A 19,947-nucleotide genomic window follows, 5' to 3' on the forward strand; every position below is an offset into this window, starting at 1 on the left:
CCTGTAATCATAGATTTTAGCTGAATGTTCTCTGAATATCCTATAAAAATGGCGATTTCTAAAACAATTATGGATAATAGCGGGTCAATATAAAAGGAAAGCGATATTCGACATAATTCGACATATTCCGATATTTATTCTGTGGTTTTGTCGAAAGTCGACAATGAATGAGGTGATATCCATGCTCATAGAATTGCAAGAAGAGAAGGTTTTCAAGGACCCAGTTCATCATTCCATTTACGTCCAGGACATGATCATCTGGAAACTCATTAACACGCCTGAATTTCAGCGTCTTAGACGAATACGCCAGCTTGGCACCTCCTATCTCACCTTCCATGGAGCAGAGCATAGTCGATTTTCCCATTCTTTGGGCGTTTATGAAATAACAAGAAAAATAATATCGCAGTTTGAGCGTAACGGATATGCGGATTGGCCGCAAGAGGAAAAATTATTAAGCCTTTGTGCTTCTTTACTTCATGATGTCGGTCATGGTCCATTTTCCCACTCTCTCGAGGAAATCTTCCATATTGATCATGAGCAATGGACTTGTGAGATTATTTTGGGAGATACAGGTGTGAACCGAGTTTTAAGGGAGGTTGATCCTCAGTTTCCAGCTCAGGTCGCTTCTGTTATCCGCAAGAAGTATGAGAAACCGATTGTTGTCAGTCTAGTGTCCAGCCAGTTAGATGCAGATCGGATGGACTATTTGCTAAGGGATGCCTATTTCACAGGGGTGAACTACGGCACATTTGATATCGACCGTATTCTCCGCGTTCTACGTCCTTATAAAGGAAAGATCGTAGTTAAGGAAAGTGGAATGCATGCGGTTGAAGATTATTTAATGTCCCGTTACCAAATGTACTGGCAGGTTTATTTTCATCCGGTAACTCGCAGCTCGGAGATTATTCTTAGACAAATTTTCCGAAGGGCAAGTGAACTAACCCAAACCGGTTATGAATTCTCCTTCATGCTATCTCCGATCCGTGAATTATTATCAGGGTCAATTGCTCTAAAACAGTATTTGAAGCTGGACGAGTCAATGCTACAGACAACATTCGGGCAATGGGCGGACGAGAAGGATGAGCTATTGTCGGATTTATGCTGTCGATTCTTGAACCGGCAGTTATACAAATATGTTCCTCTAATAGAAGATGATCAGAATTGGCTCGATAATGTTAGGCAGGAATGGAAGAAGATTGGGCTAAATCCGGAATATCATATGGAAGTCGATACGCCCATGGATTCGCCTTATGATGTCTACAAGCTGGGGGCTTTGCCGGATGGCAAAGAGAAGCCTCCAATCCTGCTCTTGGGTGAGCAAGAGGAATTGACAGAGATTTCTGTGAAGTCGGATATTATTAGATCTATTGCCGGCTTGCATCGTGGGAAATACTACTTTTATTATCCCGAGGAAAGGGTTCTTCCACACGCCGAAAAGCTCAGTTCGGAAACTCGTAGGATGCTATCTATATAATAGAAGAAAGCGATCCAAAAATCGGCTTCAAATCAGCTTCTTAGCACCGACTTTCTATAAAAGGAGACAACTTACGACATGCTTATCGACACGCACGCTCATCTAGATTCTCCCAAGTTCGACAACGATCGCGAAGAGGTTATTGATCGCGCGCTTCAAGCGGGAATCGACACGATCGTGAACATTGGTTTCAACCGAGAAACGATTCCCACAACGATAGCCTTGGCAGAAAAGTATCCATTCATCTATGCAGTTGTCGGTTGGCACCCAACAGATGCCATTGATATGAAGCTAGAGGAGGACTTGGCCTGGATAGAACGATTATGCAGCCATCCTAAGGTTGTGGCCATCGGAGAGATCGGACTTGATTATTATTGGGATACTTCTCCTAAGGAAATCCAACATACTGTATTTCGCGAACAGATCCGACTGGCAAGACGTTTAAATAAACCTATCGTGATCCATAATCGGGATGCCCATGAAGACATCGTGAGAATACTTAAAGAAGAGAAGGCAGAAGAAGTCGGTGGAATTATGCATTGTTTCTCAGGAAGTCCTGAAATTGCCAAAAAATGCCTTGATATGAACTTCCATATTTCGTTCGGAGGCCCTGTTACTTTCAAAAATGCCAGAGTACCTAAAGAGGTGTTGGAATGTGTCCCTCTTGATCGAATATTACTCGAAACAGATGCTCCTTATTTAACTCCACACCCTCATCGAGGACAACGAAATGAATCGGCATATGTTCGTCTTATTGCAGAGACAGTAGCGGGGATAAAAAGTGTAAGTTTGGAAGAAATTGCTAAAATAACGAGTGAAAATGGACGTCGCTGTTTGGGGATAACGAGATAAACGGAAGATTTGGAAGGAAAACTGGACCGTTTGGAGAAAAAACTGTCTTTTACTTCGAATAATCCAAGGGTTTTGGCTAATTTCCGTGAAAATGGAGGAATTCGTCCATTGTCACATCTTTACACCTTCATCCAGTAGAGGTTATCATCATCAACAGAAGTTCGAATATGACATTCCTTTTCCAGTGCGCTTAATCTCCCGATTGGGAGAGTGGGGGACCCAACGCGATGACGATTATGATCTAAATTCGTCCAAAGCGGTCCGAGCAATCTTGGGGTGAATCTTGCAACTGGTGTAGACGCGACTCTATCTGAGTAACTCGTCATAGCAGGCAGCAGGTAGGGCAACTCTCTTTCGCCCGAACCCGACAGCTAACCCCGCAAGCGTGATAGAGAGAGGTCAACCTCGTGCCGCGATAATTCCCTTAATTTCTTACATGCGGAAGCCACGAACAGGTCCTCTGTCTCGATGGCTTTTTGTGTTGAAAAAAAGGGTTGTGGAAGCTTGTACATCATGTATAAGCGTGCACGAACTGGATAAGGCGGCGCTTAATCTTATGGCCAAATCGAAGGATGATAGGCGATTTGAATGAGTGTCGATAACCATTTTGGATTAGTCGCGTCTGACAAGGTATCATGCATCACAGTCGACGGCGGGGCTATGAAGGAGGAGCGAGATATGGGCTTTATTCCTACTGAGGAAACCCATGATCCACGACCGACCGGCAAGCTTTTCGCACTGCGATGGAAGCATGAGCATTTGCGCTCAATATTATTAGGCGCAATTCTCGTTTTTGCCATCACAATCATGTTCGTATCATTGTTGCAGAGAGAAGCAACCAAGAACATTACGATTATCGACAACGGAATCACTTCCGTTATCAGAACGCAATCATCGAACGTAATTGGTTTTCTCAAGGAACAGGATATTCAGGTTGGATCACATGATCGTCTTTCTCTGCTACCTACCGACTCCCTTGAAGAGGGAAGCCAGATCGTTATTGATCGCGCGTTGGGGGTTACAGTAAAGGCTGACGGGAAACAAGAATTTGCGTACACGGTTGAAGATACGGTTGGGGAAGTCATAAGTGCAATGAATATTAAGTTGTCTGATCATGACCGGGTAACACCGGAGCTGAACAGTCCCTTGAAAGAGGGAATGACCGTAGCGGTTGTTAGGGTTCGTAAAGAAGTCACAGAGACCAAGTCCCCTATCGCCTTTAAGGTCGTGCAACAGAAGAGCAAGGATTTAGAAGAAGGTAAACAAAAGGTTGTGACAGCTGGGAAGAATGGGCTTGTCATGTTCAAGACGGAACGAGTTTATGAGGATGGTAAGCTTGTCAGTCAGGAATTACTTGAGAAAACGGTAGCCGAGCCTGCAGTGCAGCAGATCGTTGCCGTGGGTACGAAGAAGAAAGCTGAAGTGGTTACTCTTTCGTATAACGGAGCTCCTTCATCCGCTGAAGCGAAAACCGTTAAGCTAAACGGTAAAAAAGTCAAAGTTAAACGCATGCTTAGCAATGTAACTTTGACAGCCTATTCAGCGGGTGAGGCTTCAACGGGCAAGTCTAAGGGGGACTCGGGCTATGGCATAACTGCGTCTGGGTCCACTGTGACTGAAGGACGTACGATTGCGGTAGATCCGAAGGTCATTCCAATTGGCTGGTGGGTTTATATCGAAGGTATCGGATTCAGAAGAGCTGAAGATACGGGTGGCGCGGTCAAAGGCAAGAAGATCGATGTCTACTACGATAGTGAATCGCACGCCAACAAGTTTGGGTTAAAGCGGGGATATACGGTATACGTGATCGGACCTAAAAAACCGTCTGCCGACTAAGGATTGCAACCGTTGCTTGCGATAAATAGGAAGTGAGGAATCGGGAAGAAGCTGAGGGCTTCTTCCCGATTTTGCGTTGTGGTGGCAACTGTTAATACTTGCTGTCTTTCCTAATCTCGTATACGCTTGTAGCAATGGCTTTGTAAAGGCGGAATGGAATTGTATGATAAGTGAAATGATTGTCGTTGAGGGTAAGGATGATACAACGGCTGTTAGGAGAGCTATTGGCGCCGATACGATTGAAACGGGAGGCTCCGCGATCGGAGAAGATGTTCTCAGACGTATTGAGTTAGCTCAAGCTCGCAGAGGGGTAATCGTGCTGACCGATCCAGATTCTCCGGGAGAGCGTATTCGCAAGATTGTAACCGAGCGCGTACCGGGCTGTAAGCACGCCTTCCTGACGAAGGATGAGGCAAGAGGGCGAAGAGGGATTGGGGTCGAGCATGCTTCCGACGAGGCCATTCGCAGAGCGTTGGAAAGCGTTCGTAGCCCTGAGGGTGATTCTGGCGAGCTTGGGGAGATCGAATGGAATGATCTGTTGGACTCCGGGCTCATCGTAATCGCCTCCTCCGCGCGTCGTAGAGAACGTATGGGAGAGCTATTGGGGATCGGATATGCGAATGGCAAACAATTTTACAAAAGATGTCTCATGTTCCGGATCACACGGTTAGAATTTCTAGCTGCATTGGAACAACTTGAGCAGGAAGGGTTATAGATGAACATGAAGCAATCGACAGAGAAGAAATTCGCGACTAAGAAGAACGGCGAGGCTAAGAAGAACACGGAGAATAAGCAGATCGGTGTGAATAAGAAGGGTGAGGCTAAGAAGTACGGAATCCACACTAAGCCTTACGAGTATAATAAATCGCCCAAGCCGGAGGCGGGAGCGGCTAAACAAGGCAATGCATCAGCCCCATCTCCAGTAGACATGGTGAAAGCCATCGCTACCTCCAGCCGTACGCGTGATATCATACGTAAGCATCGTTTTACGTTCAAGAAGAGCCTAGGACAAAACTTTCTAATCAACACAGATGTTCTTGATCAAATTATCGCTGCAGCAGGGTTAGATGAAACTCGTGGAGCGCTAGAGATAGGCCCTGGAATCGGGTCCCTTACGGAACGGCTTGCGAAGGAAGCGGGCAAAGTAACTGCAGTGGAAATCGATAGACGCCTGATTCCTATTTTGCAAGACGTGATGTCCCCTTATGAGAATGTTAGCATCGTGCACAGCGATATTCTTAAGACGGATTTGCAACAGCTATGGCAGGAGCAGTTCTCAGGCTTAGCTGGTGTAAGCGTAGTTGCTAACCTCCCTTATTATGTGACGACCCCAATCATTATGAAGCTGCTCGAGGAGCGTCTGCCTCTTGAGAACATCGTTGTTATGGTTCAGAAGGAAGTTGCGGAGAGAATGGCAGCTAAGCCAGGGGGAAAAGAGTTCGGAAGCTTAAGTATTGCAGTGCAGTACTATTGTGAGCCTGAGCTTATCTGCATCGTGCCTGGTAAATCGTTCATGCCTGCTCCTAACGTGGAGTCGGCAGTCATTAAGCTGAAACGTCGTTCAGAGCCAGCTGTTATCGTACCCGATGAAGCGAAGTATTTCCACGTCGTTCAGACCTCCTTCTCCCAACGTCGAAAGACATTAGCTAATAATCTCTCGGCATTCTCAGGGAAAGAGCGTAAGGGAGAATTGTCAGAGCTGCTGCTGGGAATTGGAATACAGCCTGAACGCCGAGCAGAGACGCTGTCCTTGCAAGAATTTGCGCTCGTATGCGAGATGCTTATTAAGAACGGAATGCTCGCGTAAACCGAAATCACCCGGACGCGCACAGGAAGCCCCTTCGTTCCATAGGATAGACGAAGAGGTGATTGGCCCATGAAGCAGGGTGATCTAGTCGTACGTAAGTCCTATGGTGGGGATGTATTGTTCTGGGTTTCGGCGTTCGCTGCGCATCAGGCCGTGCTCAGGGGGATGGACTATCGATTGCTCGCGGACGCGCCAATTGATGATCTTCAAACAGTGCGAAACCCGGACGAGCTCGGAGAGACACGTAAAGCACGTATTAAGGCGAATGAGTCACTTCGTCGAATGAGCGAGGAGAGGAACCGGCAAGCCGCGCATGCGGGGTTCACATCAGCTCTAGGCGAACGAGGACAGCCTTTCTTCGAAATGCCCGGAAAGGTTCTCCACTTGGATGGGGACGCTAATTATTTAAAGAAGAGCATGCAGGTTTATAATCAGTTAAAGGTTCCTGCAGAAGGTGTCCATTGTCACGAGTCACAGATGCCACAAATTCTTCATCGCATGCTGCCTCAATTCCAGCCAGACATTGTCGTAATCACCGGTCATGATGGTGTGCTCAAGCAGCGAGAGGATCTTCAACAGCTAAGTAGTTATAAGAATTCTTTGAACTTTGTTCAGGCGGTAAATGTTGCCAGAGACTATGAACGTAATCTTGATTCGCTTGTCGTTGTCGCCGGTGCATGCCAATCCCATTTTGAAGCGCTACTGCAAGCAGGAGCAAATTTTGCAAGCTCCCCCGGGCGCATCATGATTCATGCTCTTGATCCGGTTTACGTGGCAGTGCGGGCGTCCTTCACTCCTTTTCGGGATACGATCAATATTACAGATGTGATCGCTCACACGATTAGCGGAAGGCAGGGAGTGGGTGGAATCGAAACGATGGGGCGATATCGGATCGGAGTCCCGAATCTAAAAGACGTGAACACAGAACAAAATATGAACATTGTGTGACAGTTTTTTAGCTATATTTTGAAAAAGCCCGTACCTACAAGGAAAATGACCGTTGACATTAAAACAGAATCGTTGATATAATATTCTATTCATTTGACACCTCCCCTGATTTTAGATATAATTTACAGGGAAAGAGGTGGTAGTGGATCATGGCTAAAAACACTCTTCTAGAGATCAAACGAAGCCTGGAACCGCACGTCGGCTCCAAAATCATGCTCCGCGCCAACGGTGGACGCCGGAAAACCATCGAACGCACGGGAGTATTGGAAGAAATCTACCCATCGGTTTTCATTGTAAAACTGGATCAGGAACAGCACGCGTTTAAGCGGGTTTCGTACAGTTATGCTGATATTTTGACTGAATCCGTGGAAGTTATGCTGTGCAATGAAGATGGCGAAGTTCGAATCAACTATTTATCGCACTGACACGGTTAATTGTACGGGCAGCATCGCGCTTAAGTTCAGGCGTAGTGCTGTCCGTTTTGCATGTATAAGCTTTGTAGAAGGCATCCTAGATAAGTACGTAGCTTAATATTTGCTGCACTTATGCTTAGGAGGCGAAGGAATGAGTCGAAGAAGAAGCATGATGTCCGAGCAATTTAAAGCGGAGCTTGCCAAGGATCTAGGGTTCTATGATACAGTACAGCAAGAAGGTTGGGGCGGGATTCGCACTAAGGATGCTGGGAACATGGTGAAGCGAGCAATTCAGATCGCCGAGCAGCAGATGGCAGCGCGTCCTCCACAATCATAGGAGCTGCGTGGGATAGGCGGAGGGCGTATTCCTGAACCTGAGGGATCGACCCTCCTTTTCGCATTTATAGGCTCTGTTTGTTATAATATGTAAAGGTTTTTTTGCGACGTTGAAGCTTTTTTACTGGGGAAGTGGTGATGAACTTGTCGAAGATCTATGAGAAGGCACCTGCCAAAATAAATCTGCTATTGGATGTATTACGCAAGAGGGAAGATGGCTTTCATGAGGTAGAGATGATTATGACGATGGTCGATTTGGCCGACCGTTTGGAGATGGAAGAGCTCCCAAGGGATCAAATTGTGCTTTCTAGCCAAGTAGGCTTTATTCCTCTAGATGAGAAAAATCTTGCATTCCAAGCAGCGAAATTAATTAAAGAGCGTTATGGGGTCAAGCGAGGTGTCTATATTCATCTGGACAAGCAAATTCCGGTTGCTGCGGGATTAGCCGGAGGGAGCAGCGATGCGGCTGCCACTTTAAGGGGACTCAACCGCCTTTGGAATTTGGAACTGCCGTCAGAAGAGCTTGAAGAGCTTGGGGCAGAGCTTGGCTCAGATGTCCCCTTCTGTATACGTGGAGGCACTGCCTTAGCTCGTGGGCGCGGAGAGAAGCTAGAGAGCATCTCCCCACCACCGCAATGCTGGGTTATCCTCGCAAAGCCTCCGATCAATGTATCGACTGCAGATGTCTACGGTAAATTCCGAGTGAACGATCTGAAGAAGCACCCATCCATTCCGAATATGCTGGACGCCTTATCCCGTCAGTCTTTCTCGGATATGTGTGCTTCCCTCGGCAATGTTCTCGAGTCCGTAACGTTAAATCGTTACCCAGAGGTCAGGCAGATTAAAGAATGCATGATGAAATCTGGAGCAGACGGGGTATTGATGTCCGGAAGTGGGCCAACTGTATTTGGAATCGTATCTAAAGAAATTAAGGTTGCAAGGGTGTACAACGGGTTAAGAGGTTTCTGTAAAGAGGTGTATGTGGTAAGGATGTTAACATAACTCTCATTTGATGCTCTATTACGCCGTTCTCCTTGAATAAAACCGTATAAAAGTGTTATGATACACGTAAAATATTCGGATTTGGACGGGAGAGGGGATCGTGAAAAAATTGAAGCGCAGCGCTCGGCTCGTTGAAATGACGCAATACTTATTAACCCGTCCCCACACGTTAATTTCCCTGACAGCCTTCGCCGAGAGATACCAGTCAGCTAAGTCCTCCATTAGTGAAGATTTAGCGATTATTAAAGAAGTATTCGAGGACGAAGGGATTGGAGAGCTTAGCACTTTAGCTGGAGCAGCTGGAGGCGTTAGGTTCGTTCCTAAGTGTCGCAAGGATCAGGCGTTGGAGCAGATGGATTCGATTTGCCGTGAGCTAGAGCAGCCGGAGAGGCTACTCCCAGGCGGTTATCTATATATGACAGATTTACTTGGTCAACCAGCCATGATGCAAGAGGTAGGCCGGATGTTTGCTACAGCATTCGCGGATCGGAATATCGATGTCATCATGACTGTAGAAACGAAGGGTATTCCGTTAGCACATGCGACTGCCCAATACTTAAATTTGCCGGTTGTCATTGTTCGTCGCGACCACAAAGTGACGGAAGGTTCAGCTGTTAGTATCAATTACGTGTCAGGCTCAACGAAACGGATTCAGACGATGTCTCTGGCGCGGAGAGCTCTCAAGGAACAATCTCGAGTACTTATTATCGATGATTTCATGAAAGCTGGCGGAACGATTCAGGGCATGGTCGATTTACTCTACGAGTTCCGTGCAGTTGTAGCTGGAGTAGGCGTATTTGTTGAATCTGAGGTGGATAGCGAGGAACGTCTATTGCATGACTACGTCTCTCTAGCTCGCTTAACCGAAGTAGATCTCAAAACTCGTCAAATTACTGTTCAACCGGGTAACTTTTTTCAAGAAGATTAGGAGGAATACATAATGGCACTTAAAATTATTTCCACTTCAGATGCACCTGCGGCAATTGGTCCTTACGCTCAAGCCGTACGTGCCGGAAATCTAATCTATACCTCTGGTCAAATTCCACTAACACCTGCAGGTGAGCTCGTGATGGGGACGATTCAGGAACAAACCCACCAGGTGTTGACTAACTTGAAAGCGGTTTTAGCAGCGGAGGGCGCATCACTCCAAGACGTCATTAAGACGACTGTTTTTCTCAAGGATATGAATCAGTTTGCAGAGTTCAACTTGGTATATGCATCGTACTTCGGTGACCATACACCGGCTCGCTCAACCGTAGAAGTGGCAAGGCTTCCGAAGGATGTTTTTGTCGAAATTGAATTAATAGCGGCGATATCTGTCGAAACTGTAAGGAATTAAAAAATTTATTCAAAATTTGCAATAGTTTTTCCAAAATTAAGAAGGAATTTGCACCGGTTTGTGGAATATTACACCAAGTCTTTCTGATGGACAAAGGTGGTGAACACAGGTGCAAATTACAGACGTGAGACTCCGCCGCGTCAATTCGGAGGGGCGTATGAAAGCCATTGCTTCAATTACTATCGATAATGAATTCGTCGTACATGACATTCGCGTTATCGATGGGAACAATGGTATGTTCGTCGCTATGCCGAGTAAACGGACTCCGGATGGAGAGTTTCGGGATATTGCTCATCCAATTTCTTCGGGTACGCGCGAGAAAATTCAAGCTGCAGTATTGGCTGAATATGAGCGGGCTGCTCAAGATGAAGAAGTTATGGTTGTCGAAGGGGCATAATAATGTTATATCTGAAAAGAGGGCCCCTACAGGCTCTCTTTTCAATTTTATAAGAATAAGCTATGATCTGAGAAGTTGATGATTCAATGAATAACAGGAAGGGGTTTTACTTAAATGAAGAAAATGGCGATCGTGCTAGCTGCGGGGCAGGGCAAGCGCATGAAATCGAAATTATATAAAGTGTTGCATTCCGTTTGCGGTACACCAATGGTTGGTCATGTATTGAATGCAGTTCACGGAGCTTCCTGCGAGCGCTCTATCGTAATTGTTGGTCACGGGGCGGAAGCCGTTAAGAGTGTGCTCGGGGGCTCTGTAGAATATGCGCTACAAAGCGAACAGTTAGGTACAGGGCATGCGGTTATGCAGGCAAAGCCGCTGTTGGCGGATGAGGAAGGTGTAACCATTGTTATTTGTGGAGACACGCCGCTTATCCGCAAGGAAACCGTTGAATCTATGATCGAGCTACACGTGCAGCAAGGTGTTGCCGCTACGATTCTGACCGCACAATTACCAGAGCCTTCAGGCTATGGTCGTATTGTGCGTGGGACAGATAATGGTGTGCTTCGTATTGTGGAGCATAAAGACTGCTCGCCGGAAGAGGCTGAGATTAACGAAATCAACACGGGGACATACTGCTTCGATAATCGTAAGCTGTTCCAAGCGTTGGAGAAGGTTACGAATACGAATGCCCAAGGGGAATATTACTTAACAGATGTGATCGGAATATTGCAGCGCGAGGGCGATGCTATTGCTGCTTACTTGGTTGAGGATTCAGCCGAATCGATTGGGGTTAATGATCGTATAGCGCTTGGTGAAGCGGAACGCCTCATGCGTCGACGCATCAATGTTGGTCATCAAATCAATGGGGTAACCCTGATCGATGCGGAACAAACTTACATTGATGTCAATGTGACGATTGGTTCGGATACTATTCTTTATCCGGGCACTGTCCTACGTGGCCAAACATCGATCGGCTCTAGTTGTATCATTGGTCCTTCAACTGAGCTCGCAGATACGGTTGTAGGTGATGGAGTTTCGATTCGTCAGACCGTCGCTGAAGGGGCGGAGATTGGCAATGAATGTATCGTTGGACCATTTGCGTATTTACGTCCAGGTACAAAATTGGGCAGTCAAGTTAAGGTTGGAGACTTTGTTGAGATTAAGAATGCTGTAATCGGAGATTATAGCAAAGTACCGCATTTGAGCTATGTAGGCGATGCTATCGTTGGTTCTAACGTAAATATTGGCTGTGGTGCGATTACAGCTAACTATGACGGGTATAATAAGTCCATAACCGAGATTGGCGATAATGTGTTTATCGGTAGTAATGTCAATCTCATCGCCCCTGTTAAGGTCGGTAATGGGGCATATATCGTTGCAGGATCTACGATTACGCATAATGTAGCAGATAACGATGTTGCTATCGCTCGCGAACGCCAAGTGAATAAGCCGGGTTATGCGGATAAGCTTCGTAAACAAGCCCGTGCTAAGAAGGATAAAGAAACCGAATAAACAAAGGCGGTTAAACGATGGTCTATTCGGATCCAACATTAAAACTCTTCTCCTGTAGCTCAAATCCTGAACTGGCGAAAGCAATCGCTGGTCATATCGGGCTCGAGCTGGGGAATGTCACCATGAGTCGGTTTAGTGATGGAGAAAGTCATGTTCAGCTTGATGACAGTGTCAGAGGAAGCGACGTGTACGTCGTGCAATCTACTTCTGCACCTGTAAATGACCATCTTATTGAGCTTCTCGTTATGGTCGATGCGCTGAAGAGAGCCTCTGCGAAGACGATCAATGTCGTGATGCCCTATTATGGATATGCCCGACAAGACCGTAAGGCGCGATCTCGTGATCCAATTACTGCGAAGCTGGTTGCAAATCTTATTGAGACAGCGGGCGCTCACCGCGTAATTGCGATGGATTTGCATGCGATGCAAATTCAAGGCTTCTTCGATATTCCCGTTGATCACTTGCTAGGAGTTCCAATTCTTGGGGATTATTTTAACAGTAAGAAGTTACCTTCTCCTGTCGTTGTCTCCCCCGATCATGGTGGTGTTGTGAGGGCGCGGAGATTAGCAGATACGCTCCAAGCACCGCTTGCTATTATTGACAAGCGGAGGCCGGAGCCAGGGGTCGTAGAGGTAATGAATATTATTGGAGATGTATCTGGTCGTACGGCGATTCTGATCGATGATATTATCGATACCGCTGGAACGATAGTGCTGGCAGCCAATGCGTTAAAAAAAGCGGGTGCAATGGATATTTATGCTTGCTGTACGCACCCTGTCCTTTCAGGTCCAGCTATAGAAAGGCTCGCGACATCACCCATCGTGGAGATTGTCATTACAGATACCATCCCTCTTAGGCAGCCTTGCGCCACCTCTAAGGTAAAAGTGCTCTCTGTCGCCTCGTTAATTGCTGAGGCGATCGTACGAATTCACGAAAAGCAATCGATTAGCAAACTGTTTGAGCCTCATGTTTAAAAAGATTCATGTTTAATGACCTCCTCTCTAGGGTAAAACAAGGTATACGTAATTGAGGAGGCAAGCATCATGAGTGCGACATTAACAGTACAAGCACGCGAAGCGGTTAGCAAAGGTGAACTCAATCGAATTCGATCCGAAGGTAAAATACCGGGAGTCGTTTATGGGAGGGGGATGGAAAGTCCTGCGAAGATCTCGATAGAGAGCAAGGATCTTTCGGCAATGCTTAGAAGCCATCCGCATGCGGTTATTGATATGGACATCCCTGGTATGGGGAAACAGCCCGTGATGATGGCGGAGCTACAAAGGAACCCAATCTCTCGTCAGGTCACGCATATCGATTTCCATCGCATCAACATGAACGAGAAAATATCAACATCCGCCCGCTTGGAAACCACCGGAACATCTCTGGGGGAAAAAGAAGGCGGTATGCTACAGCTTGTTGCTCATGAGATTGAAATTGAATGTTATCCTAAGGATATTCCGGACTCCATTCCTGTTGATGTAAGTCAGTTGGAGTTGGGTGGACATCTTACGATAAGTGATATTAAGCTGCCAACCGGCGTAGAAGCTACACAAGACCCAGAAATGGTTATTGTATCGGTGTTGGCTCCACAGAAGGAGCGTACGGAGGAAGAGCTTGACGCACTTGGTGATGAAGCCGAGGAGGATCGCAAGCATTCAGAGGCGGCGCAGGCAGTTGATAAAGTGTCTAACGGATAAGCTGATCTTATAGAACAAGAGGCCGCGCTTCTGCAGCGCGGCCTCTTGTCGTTATTCCAAATTCATCAGCTTCTACAGGCTGAACGGACTATTCTTTTAATAACCTGGGCGGGAGATAAAGGTAAATTGCTTGCGGTTGTAGAAAATATTGTTGACCTGAACAAATTCCTTGCCATAATATTCGATAAAGCCGATATCGCTATGTCGCCGCCCAATATAAATTTGCACGGGGACCTCTGAACACATATGATCAAGGAAGTGACGATCATCAAAAATCATCTGGCCGTTCATGTACACATCAATTCACCCTCTTTCTCAATAGGCTCGCTAATTATTAGGACACTTGAGGGTTGAAAATCGTTGCATTTAATAAAAAGTTTTTTGTTTTAATGATTTAATGCGACATTCAAGGACGTCGAAGCTGTATATATTGGAGGATGAGGAACGTTATGTATTGGATTGTTGGACTAGGAAATCCCGGTGCCGCTTATGCTCATACACGACATAATGCGGGCTTTATGGTCATAGATGAGTTAGCACGCCGGTTGAATATTGAGGTTACTACGCAGAAATGTAAAGCATTTGTTGGCGAAGGACGCGTTGGGAGTACGAAGATTGCTCTCTTGAAGCCACAAACCTTTATGAATTTGTCCGGGGAATCACTTCGTGCCTTTATGGACTACTATAAAGTGAAGCTTGAGGATCTGATTGTTGTCTACGATGACTTGGATACCGAGATTGGTCGTATTCGCCTCAGATATCAGGGGAGCCCAGGCGGGCATAATGGAATTAAGTCTATTATCCAGCATACGGGGACCCAGACGTTCAATCGTGTCCGTGTCGGCATCTCTCGACCAAAGCCAGGAATGGTCATTTCAGATTATGTTCTTTCTACATTTGCTAAAGCGGAGCAAGAGGATTTGCGGAAGTCGGTGGAGGATGCTTGTGACGCTATCGAATTTAGTTTGAGTCATTCTTTCGAGCAGACCATGGCAAAGTTTAATGCAAAAGGATAATACGCTTAAAAAAGCGACTTTGCGGGAATACTGAATAAGAAAGCGGGAACTGCCGCATAACCTTACTTCAGGAGGCATACATATGGCTGTAAACTATATTTGCCGACATTGTAGCATGCCGCTTGGGAGCTTCGAGAACGCTGATGTCCCAGAATATCGACTGGGCTTACATTTCTTGACCCCCGAAGAGCGAAAGCGTATAATAGCGTATAATTCCAACGGAGACGTGACTGTACGGGTAATATGCGATTATTGTAGTCAGACCTTGGACGCAAACCCAGAACTCTCGTTATTGTCCAATCCATTGCAATAAACTGTACATGATTCACGGTCGTTCTGACATCATCAGTGAGTCCTTGGCATGTGCCGGGGCTTTTTTCATGATTCTACAAAACGGATTTGTGTATTCTTTAACGGTTTAGCTGTCATTGTGACATTAGCACTGTGAGCGCACGGCGCCTCATCGTTAGAAACACGGAGGACGGCTGAACCGTTTGTACTTGAGAGGGGAAATGCCATGAAGCCTTTAATCCAATCGCTCGTCACCGATCCCGATTTAGTTAGCATTCTACAAGGGCTGAAGGGCGGAATGCGGGAGCAGCTTGTTGCTGGCTTGTCCGGATCCGCACGTCAAGCGGCTATTGCAGGAATGTATCAGGATCTGCAACGACCCATACTAGTTGTTACTCATAATATGTTTTCGGCGCAGAAGATGGCAGACGATCTTCAGGAGTGTCTTTCGCCCGAAGAAGTTTTGCTTTATCCGGCTAATGAGCTTATTGCGGCGGAGACAGCGATCTCTAGTCCTGAAACATCGGCTCGCCGATTAGAAGTTATACTCAAGCTTGCGGAAGGCTTCCGCGGCGTTATTGTTGTGCCGTTCGCGGGCATTCGGAGGTATCAACCGGACCTCAGAACGATGGCGGAAGCGCACATTAATCTGCGTGTAGGCGATACGTTGCCGATGAAGCAATTTCTACACACCATGATCGAATTAGGTTACGAACGGGTCGATCGTGTAGAGCAGAAGGGTCACTTAAGCGTGCGGGGTGGAATCGTTGATTTTTTCCCGCTTGCTGACGCAAAAGCCTATCGCGTGGAATGGTTTGACGATGAGATAGACTCCATCCGTTCCTTTGATCCTACGGATCAGAGGTCTATTGATAAGCTGCAAGAATATAAGGTACAGCCAAGCCGAGAATGGATCGCAGGAGAAAGAAGATTCCAGAACGCGGCACAGCATGCTCACGATTTACTGGAGAAGCAGCTGGAGAAAATGGCCGACCGTCAAGCTAAGGAACGCTTAAGTTCAGAAATTTCACGGGAAATTGAGCTTTTGCGACAAAATGTATATTTTCCCGAAATTTACAAGTACATTTCTTTGCTTTATCCGGAACGGCAAACCTTGCTGGACTATATTCCCAAGGAAACCATTCTGCTCATGGATGAGCCGAACAGGCTCGGCGAAACTGCACGTCAGCTAGAACGCGACGAGATGGAGTGGACGACCCATCTGTTACAGCAGGGTAAGTCATTGCCTGGCTTTATGCTGGCAATGCCCGCGGAGCAGGCATTGTACCCTAAAGGCTTTCAAATCGTCTACATGTCGCTGTTCGTTAGGCAAATCCCTCATACGCAGCCGCAAAATATTATTAATTTTGTATGCCGCTCGATGCAGAACTTCCATGGTCAGATGAATGTGTTAAAGGCTGAGATGGAGCGTTGGCGCAAGAGTGGGGTTCGAATCCTGATGCTTGCGGGCAATTCAGAGCGTGCCGAAAGAATGAGACGGGTACTCGAAGACTATCAGATTGAAACGCCAGAAATTTTGCAAGGGAACTTGCAAAGTGGCTTTGAGCTGCCATCCATTAAGCTAGTTGTTATTACAGAAGGCGAAATGTTCACACAGAAGCAGCGTAAGGCTCGCCGTGTTGATCGCCATCTGGATAATGCGGAACGGATTAAGAGCTATACCGAGCTTAAGGTCGGGGATTACGTCGTGCATCAGAATCATGGTGTAGGGAAGTACCTTGGTATCGGAACACTTGAGGTTGGCGGTATTCACAAAGATTATTTGCACATTATTTACTCAGGAGGAGACCGTCTCTCTGTACCTGTGGAGCAATTTGACCTTATCCAGAAATATATTGGCAACGAGGATAAGGAGCCTAAAGTTAGTAAGCTAGGCGGTACGGATTGGAACAGGGTTAAGTCCAAGGTACGTACTTCTGTTCAGGATATTGCGGATGATCTGATCAAGCTATATGCGGAGCGTCAAGCAGCAGTCGGCTTTGGCTTCGGTGAGGATACTCCCTATCAACAGGAATTCGAGGAAATGTTTCCTTACGATGAAACCGTCGATCAGCTTCGTGCCATACAGGAAATTAAGAAGGACATGCAAACACCTAGACCTATGGATCGGCTGCTATGCGGCGATGTTGGGTATGGGAAAACGGAGGTTGCCATCCGTGCGGCATTCAAAGCGGCAATCGATGGCAAGCAGGTGGCTGTGTTAGTTCCCACTACGATTCTAGCTCAGCAGCACTATGAGACCTTCAGGGAGAGATTTTCTGGATATCCATTCAATATCAAAGTTCTTAGCCGGTTTAGAACTCGCAAAGAGCAGACGGACACGATGAAGGGCTTGAAGGCGGGCACGGTAGACGTCGTCATCGGTACTCATCGCCTGCTGTCCCAAGATATTGTGTTCAAGGAGCTCGGTTTGCTGATTGTAGATGAAGAGCAGCGCTTTGGTGTTACCCATAAGGAAAAATTAAAGAAAATCAAGACGAATGTAGATGTGCTTACGCTTACAGCTACGCCTATCCCACGAACTCTTCATATGTCCATGCTAGGGGTACGAGATTTGTCCGTCATAGAGACACCGCCGGAAAACCGTTTCCCAGTGCAAACTTATGTCGTCGAATATAGCCCTACACTTGTACGTGAAGCCGTAGAGCGTGAGCTAGCGCGAGATGGACAGGTATATTATCTATTTAATAGGGTTCAAGGCATCTATCAGATGGCAGAGCAGATCACGGCTCTCGTTCCAGATGCCCGCGTTGCCGTTGCACACGGTCAAATGTCAGAACAAGAGCTGGAAAGGACAATCCTCGATTTCCTAGAAGGCGAATACGATGTGCTAGTTAGCACGAGTATTATTGAGACCGGAGTGGATATTCCGAACGTGAATACCCTTCTCGTACATGATGCTGATCGAATGGGCTTATCCCAGCTGTATCAGCTTCGGGGACGTGTAGGGAGGTCCAATCGGATTGCCTATGCTTATTTTACGTACCAACGAGACAAGGTTTTAACGGAAATCGCAGAGAAGCGTCTGCAATCGATCAAGGAATTTACAGAGCTAGGCTCAGGCTTCAAGATTGCTATGCGAGATTTATCTATTCGTGGAGCAGGGAACTTACTTGGGGCAGAGCAGCATGGATTCATTGCATCGGTCGGCTTCGATTTGTACTCGCAGATGCTCGCGGAGGAAATTCAAAGCCGCAAATTAGAGATGGGTGGAGTTGCATTACCTCCACAGCCAGTTAATACGCAGCTTGATTTGGGTGTTGATGCCTATCTGCCTCCTGAATACATCTACGATAGTATTCAAAAAATCGAAATCTATAAGAAGGTCGCTACGGCAACCTCGCTTGAGGATGTCGCAGACTTGTTCGAAGAGCTAATGGACCGTTTCGGAGAACCCCCTAAAGCGGTGCTTAATCTGATGGCCGTAGCTAGGCTGAAGGTATACGGGCGTAAATATGGCATTGAGTCCATTGTTCGACGTGCAGATGAAGTCACGTTAAAGCTGGAGGAACAGCGCCTTAAGGATGTGGATTCGCCTAAGCTTAAAGCGCTGGAAACTAAGTTCCAAGGGCGTATGACGACTGTCGTCACGGCTCAGCAGCTACTCATTCGCTTCAAGGTAAGAGGGTTGGATGAGGACGCGCTATTAGCGCTCGTAGAGGATTTTCTGGTACAATACAAAGAAGCGACAAAATCGAAGGGAGAACTGCAAGATGTTACACCATAATCGCATACCGTACCGCCGGCTCGCTATGATCATGCTGGCAGCGGTCATGCTTGTCGCACTAATGTCAGCATGCGGCAAGAAAGACGGAGGCAAGGCCACTGTTATCGCAACCTATAAGGGTGGGGAAGTTACAGACAAAGAGTTTGATAAGTACATTGCGTTCCAAACACTGATGGGCAACCAGTATGCCATGTATGTTTCGATTCCGCAGCTTAAAGAACAACTTATCAAGCAGTATATCGTAAGCAAAGTCCTCATAAAGGATATTTCTTCTGAGGATGAGAAGAAAGCTTCAACTGCAGCAGATTCCTTCAAGACTCAGCTCGATACGGAAATGAAATCGAATGCTGACTTAAAGAAGATGATGGACGAAAGTGATTTGTCGGTTAAGGAAGCTGTTGCCCAGTACAAAGATTTTATGGCATTCCAAGCTTACTACGCTGCTAAAGGCGAAGAAATGAAACCGACGGTTACGGATGCAGAGATTAAAGCGGAATATGACAAAGCTCCAACTGATTTCAATTTGATTTCTGTTCGTCATGTTCTTATCAAGACTAATGATCCTCAAACAGGTGCAGCTGTAAGAACAGAAGAAGAAGCTTTGAAGATCGCTAACGAAGTTAAAGCCAAGCTAGATGCTGGCGGCGATTGGAAAGAGCTTGCCAAGGAATTTTCCGAGGATGAAGGCTCCAAAGAAAATGGTGGTCTTTATGAGAAGGTAAATGCGGGTGGTTGGGTTGCTGCTTTCAAAGAAGCTGCCAACACTCAAGCAATCGGCGTCATTGGAGCACCGGTTCTATCGGACTTCGGCTACCATGTTATGAAGGTAGAGAGCCGCGAAGCGACTCCTTACGATAAGCTAACAGAGACCAACAAGGACAGCATTAAAACAACTGTTGCGTCTACAAAATTAAACGAATTCCTAACTGCAGAACAGGACAAGCTGGAAATTAAAGTGACATTGCCAGCGGAACCTGCGCCAAGTGCATCAGGCTCGCCTAGCGCCTCACCTAGTGCGTCTCCAAGTGCGTCACCTTCTGCATCACCATCGGCTTCAGCGAAATAAAACAAACCAAATGACGTGCTTTGGAACTCTATCGGTATTACCGATGGGTTCCGGGCATGTTTTTTTTATGTTTGCTACCCCGTAAAAACACTTGACATAAAGCCTAATATGCTCTAAATTAATTAAAAACCTATAGATTTACTTGGTATTAAAAGCGGTTGACCAGTTCACTGGAAACTAAGCCCTCGCGACGCATGTGGTAACAGCGCGAGG

General features: G+C 46.5%; 20 protein-coding genes and 1 riboswitch. Of the genes, 19 read left to right on the forward strand and 1 reads right to left on the reverse strand.

Annotated elements, in window-relative coordinates; all coding sequences use genetic code 11:
* The first annotated feature begins 181 nt into the window (after positions 1-181).
* The 15 genes from M1K58_RS28195 to M1K58_RS28265 all read left to right on the forward strand — a co-directional run bounded on the left by M1K58_RS28195 (position 182) and on the right by M1K58_RS28265 (position 13,613).
* Entirely contained in the window at positions 182-1,474 is a 1,293-nt protein-coding gene (locus M1K58_RS28195; RefSeq protein WP_256762251.1) for an HD domain-containing protein, read from the forward strand.
* Positions 1,475-1,552: 78 nt separating this feature from the next.
* On the forward strand, positions 1,553-2,326 hold the full coding sequence (locus tag M1K58_RS28200; RefSeq protein WP_256762252.1) for a TatD family hydrolase: 774 nt from the start codon (positions 1,553-1,555) through the stop codon (positions 2,324-2,326).
* Between the two features lie 177 nt (positions 2,327-2,503).
* Positions 2,504-2,727: riboswitch (cyclic di-AMP (ydaO/yuaA leader) on the forward strand.
* Between the two features lie 187 nt (positions 2,728-2,914).
* On the forward strand, positions 2,915-4,162 hold the full coding sequence (locus tag M1K58_RS28205; RefSeq protein ID WP_306220771.1) for a resuscitation-promoting factor: 1,248 nt from the start codon (positions 2,915-2,917) through the stop codon (positions 4,160-4,162).
* Positions 4,163-4,325: 163 nt separating this feature from the next.
* Positions 4,326-4,877: a ribonuclease M5 gene (gene rnmV, locus M1K58_RS28210; protein ID WP_256762253.1), complete on the forward strand. Its 552-nt coding sequence runs from the start codon at positions 4,326-4,328 to the stop codon at positions 4,875-4,877.
* Positions 4,878-5,090: 213 nt separating this feature from the next.
* Positions 5,091-5,969, forward strand: coding sequence for a 16S rRNA (adenine(1518)-N(6)/adenine(1519)-N(6))-dimethyltransferase RsmA (gene rsmA / locus M1K58_RS28215; RefSeq protein ID WP_306220779.1), 879 nt, complete (start codon positions 5,091-5,093; stop codon positions 5,967-5,969).
* Positions 5,970-6,038: 69 nt separating this feature from the next.
* The gene (gene yabG, locus M1K58_RS28220; protein WP_256762254.1) at positions 6,039-6,917 is read left to right on the forward strand and encodes a sporulation peptidase YabG; all 879 of its coding nucleotides are present in this window, start codon (positions 6,039-6,041) and stop codon (positions 6,915-6,917) included.
* 149 nt (positions 6,918-7,066) lie between these two features.
* Positions 7,067-7,342: a biofilm formation stimulator Veg gene (gene veg / locus M1K58_RS28225; RefSeq protein WP_256762255.1), complete on the forward strand. Its 276-nt coding sequence runs from the start codon at positions 7,067-7,069 to the stop codon at positions 7,340-7,342.
* Between the two features lie 139 nt (positions 7,343-7,481).
* The gene (locus M1K58_RS28230; protein WP_256762256.1) at positions 7,482-7,667 is read left to right on the forward strand and encodes a small, acid-soluble spore protein, alpha/beta type; all 186 of its coding nucleotides are present in this window, start codon (positions 7,482-7,484) and stop codon (positions 7,665-7,667) included.
* A 137-nt stretch (positions 7,668-7,804) separates the two neighbouring features.
* Positions 7,805-8,668 carry a 4-(cytidine 5'-diphospho)-2-C-methyl-D-erythritol kinase gene (gene ispE / locus M1K58_RS28235; RefSeq protein WP_256762257.1) on the forward strand — a complete coding sequence of 288 codons (864 nt, stop codon included), beginning with the start codon at positions 7,805-7,807 and terminating at the stop codon, positions 8,666-8,668.
* Positions 8,669-8,768: 100 nt separating this feature from the next.
* Positions 8,769-9,596, forward strand: coding sequence for a pur operon repressor (gene purR, locus M1K58_RS28240; protein ID WP_256762258.1), 828 nt, complete (start codon positions 8,769-8,771; stop codon positions 9,594-9,596).
* Positions 9,597-9,608: 12 nt separating this feature from the next.
* A complete protein-coding gene (locus M1K58_RS28245) occupies positions 9,609-10,007 on the forward strand; it encodes a RidA family protein (RefSeq protein WP_256762259.1) in 399 nt (132 codons plus the stop codon).
* Positions 10,008-10,116: 109 nt separating this feature from the next.
* Positions 10,117-10,404: a septation regulator SpoVG gene (gene spoVG / locus M1K58_RS28250; RefSeq protein WP_256762260.1), complete on the forward strand. Its 288-nt coding sequence runs from the start codon at positions 10,117-10,119 to the stop codon at positions 10,402-10,404.
* Positions 10,405-10,518: 114 nt separating this feature from the next.
* Positions 10,519-11,916 (forward strand): bifunctional UDP-N-acetylglucosamine diphosphorylase/glucosamine-1-phosphate N-acetyltransferase GlmU, encoded by a 1,398-nt coding sequence (gene glmU, locus M1K58_RS28255; protein ID WP_256762261.1) that lies wholly within the window; start codon positions 10,519-10,521, stop codon positions 11,914-11,916.
* A gap of 17 nt (positions 11,917-11,933) precedes the next feature.
* Positions 11,934-12,890: a ribose-phosphate diphosphokinase gene (locus M1K58_RS28260; protein ID WP_256762262.1), complete on the forward strand. Its 957-nt coding sequence runs from the start codon at positions 11,934-11,936 to the stop codon at positions 12,888-12,890.
* Between the two features lie 69 nt (positions 12,891-12,959).
* Positions 12,960-13,613: a 50S ribosomal protein L25 gene (locus M1K58_RS28265; protein WP_256762263.1), complete on the forward strand. Its 654-nt coding sequence runs from the start codon at positions 12,960-12,962 to the stop codon at positions 13,611-13,613.
* 96 nt (positions 13,614-13,709) lie between these two features.
* Here the strand turns inward: M1K58_RS28265 and M1K58_RS28270 are convergent, their stop codons facing one another.
* Complete coding sequence (locus M1K58_RS28270; protein WP_256762305.1) at positions 13,710-13,904, reverse strand: hypothetical protein; 195 nt, start codon at positions 13,902-13,904, stop codon at positions 13,710-13,712.
* Positions 13,905-14,062: 158 nt separating this feature from the next.
* Here M1K58_RS28270 and pth point away from each other — a divergent pair, with 158 nt between their 5' ends.
* The 4 genes from pth (at position 14,063) to M1K58_RS28290 (ending at position 19,734) form a co-directional block, all read left to right on the forward strand.
* Positions 14,063-14,629: an aminoacyl-tRNA hydrolase gene (gene pth, locus M1K58_RS28275; protein ID WP_256762306.1), complete on the forward strand. Its 567-nt coding sequence runs from the start codon at positions 14,063-14,065 to the stop codon at positions 14,627-14,629.
* A gap of 82 nt (positions 14,630-14,711) precedes the next feature.
* Positions 14,712-14,942: an anti-sigma-F factor Fin family protein gene (locus tag M1K58_RS28280; protein ID WP_256762264.1), complete on the forward strand. Its 231-nt coding sequence runs from the start codon at positions 14,712-14,714 to the stop codon at positions 14,940-14,942.
* Between the two features lie 204 nt (positions 14,943-15,146).
* Entirely contained in the window at positions 15,147-18,668 is a 3,522-nt protein-coding gene (gene mfd, locus M1K58_RS28285) for a transcription-repair coupling factor (RefSeq protein ID WP_256762265.1), read from the forward strand.
* Positions 18,655-19,734, forward strand: a complete 1,080-nt coding sequence (locus M1K58_RS28290) for a peptidylprolyl isomerase (protein WP_256762266.1) — start codon at positions 18,655-18,657, stop codon at positions 19,732-19,734. The genes mfd and M1K58_RS28290 overlap by 14 nt, the downstream gene beginning before the upstream one ends.
* The last annotated feature ends 213 nt before the right edge of the window (positions 19,735-19,947 follow it).

This window comes from Cohnella sp. WQ 127256, from assembly GCF_024519285.1.
In the GTDB taxonomy this organism is placed as follows: domain Bacteria; phylum Bacillota; class Bacilli; order Paenibacillales; family Paenibacillaceae; genus Cohnella.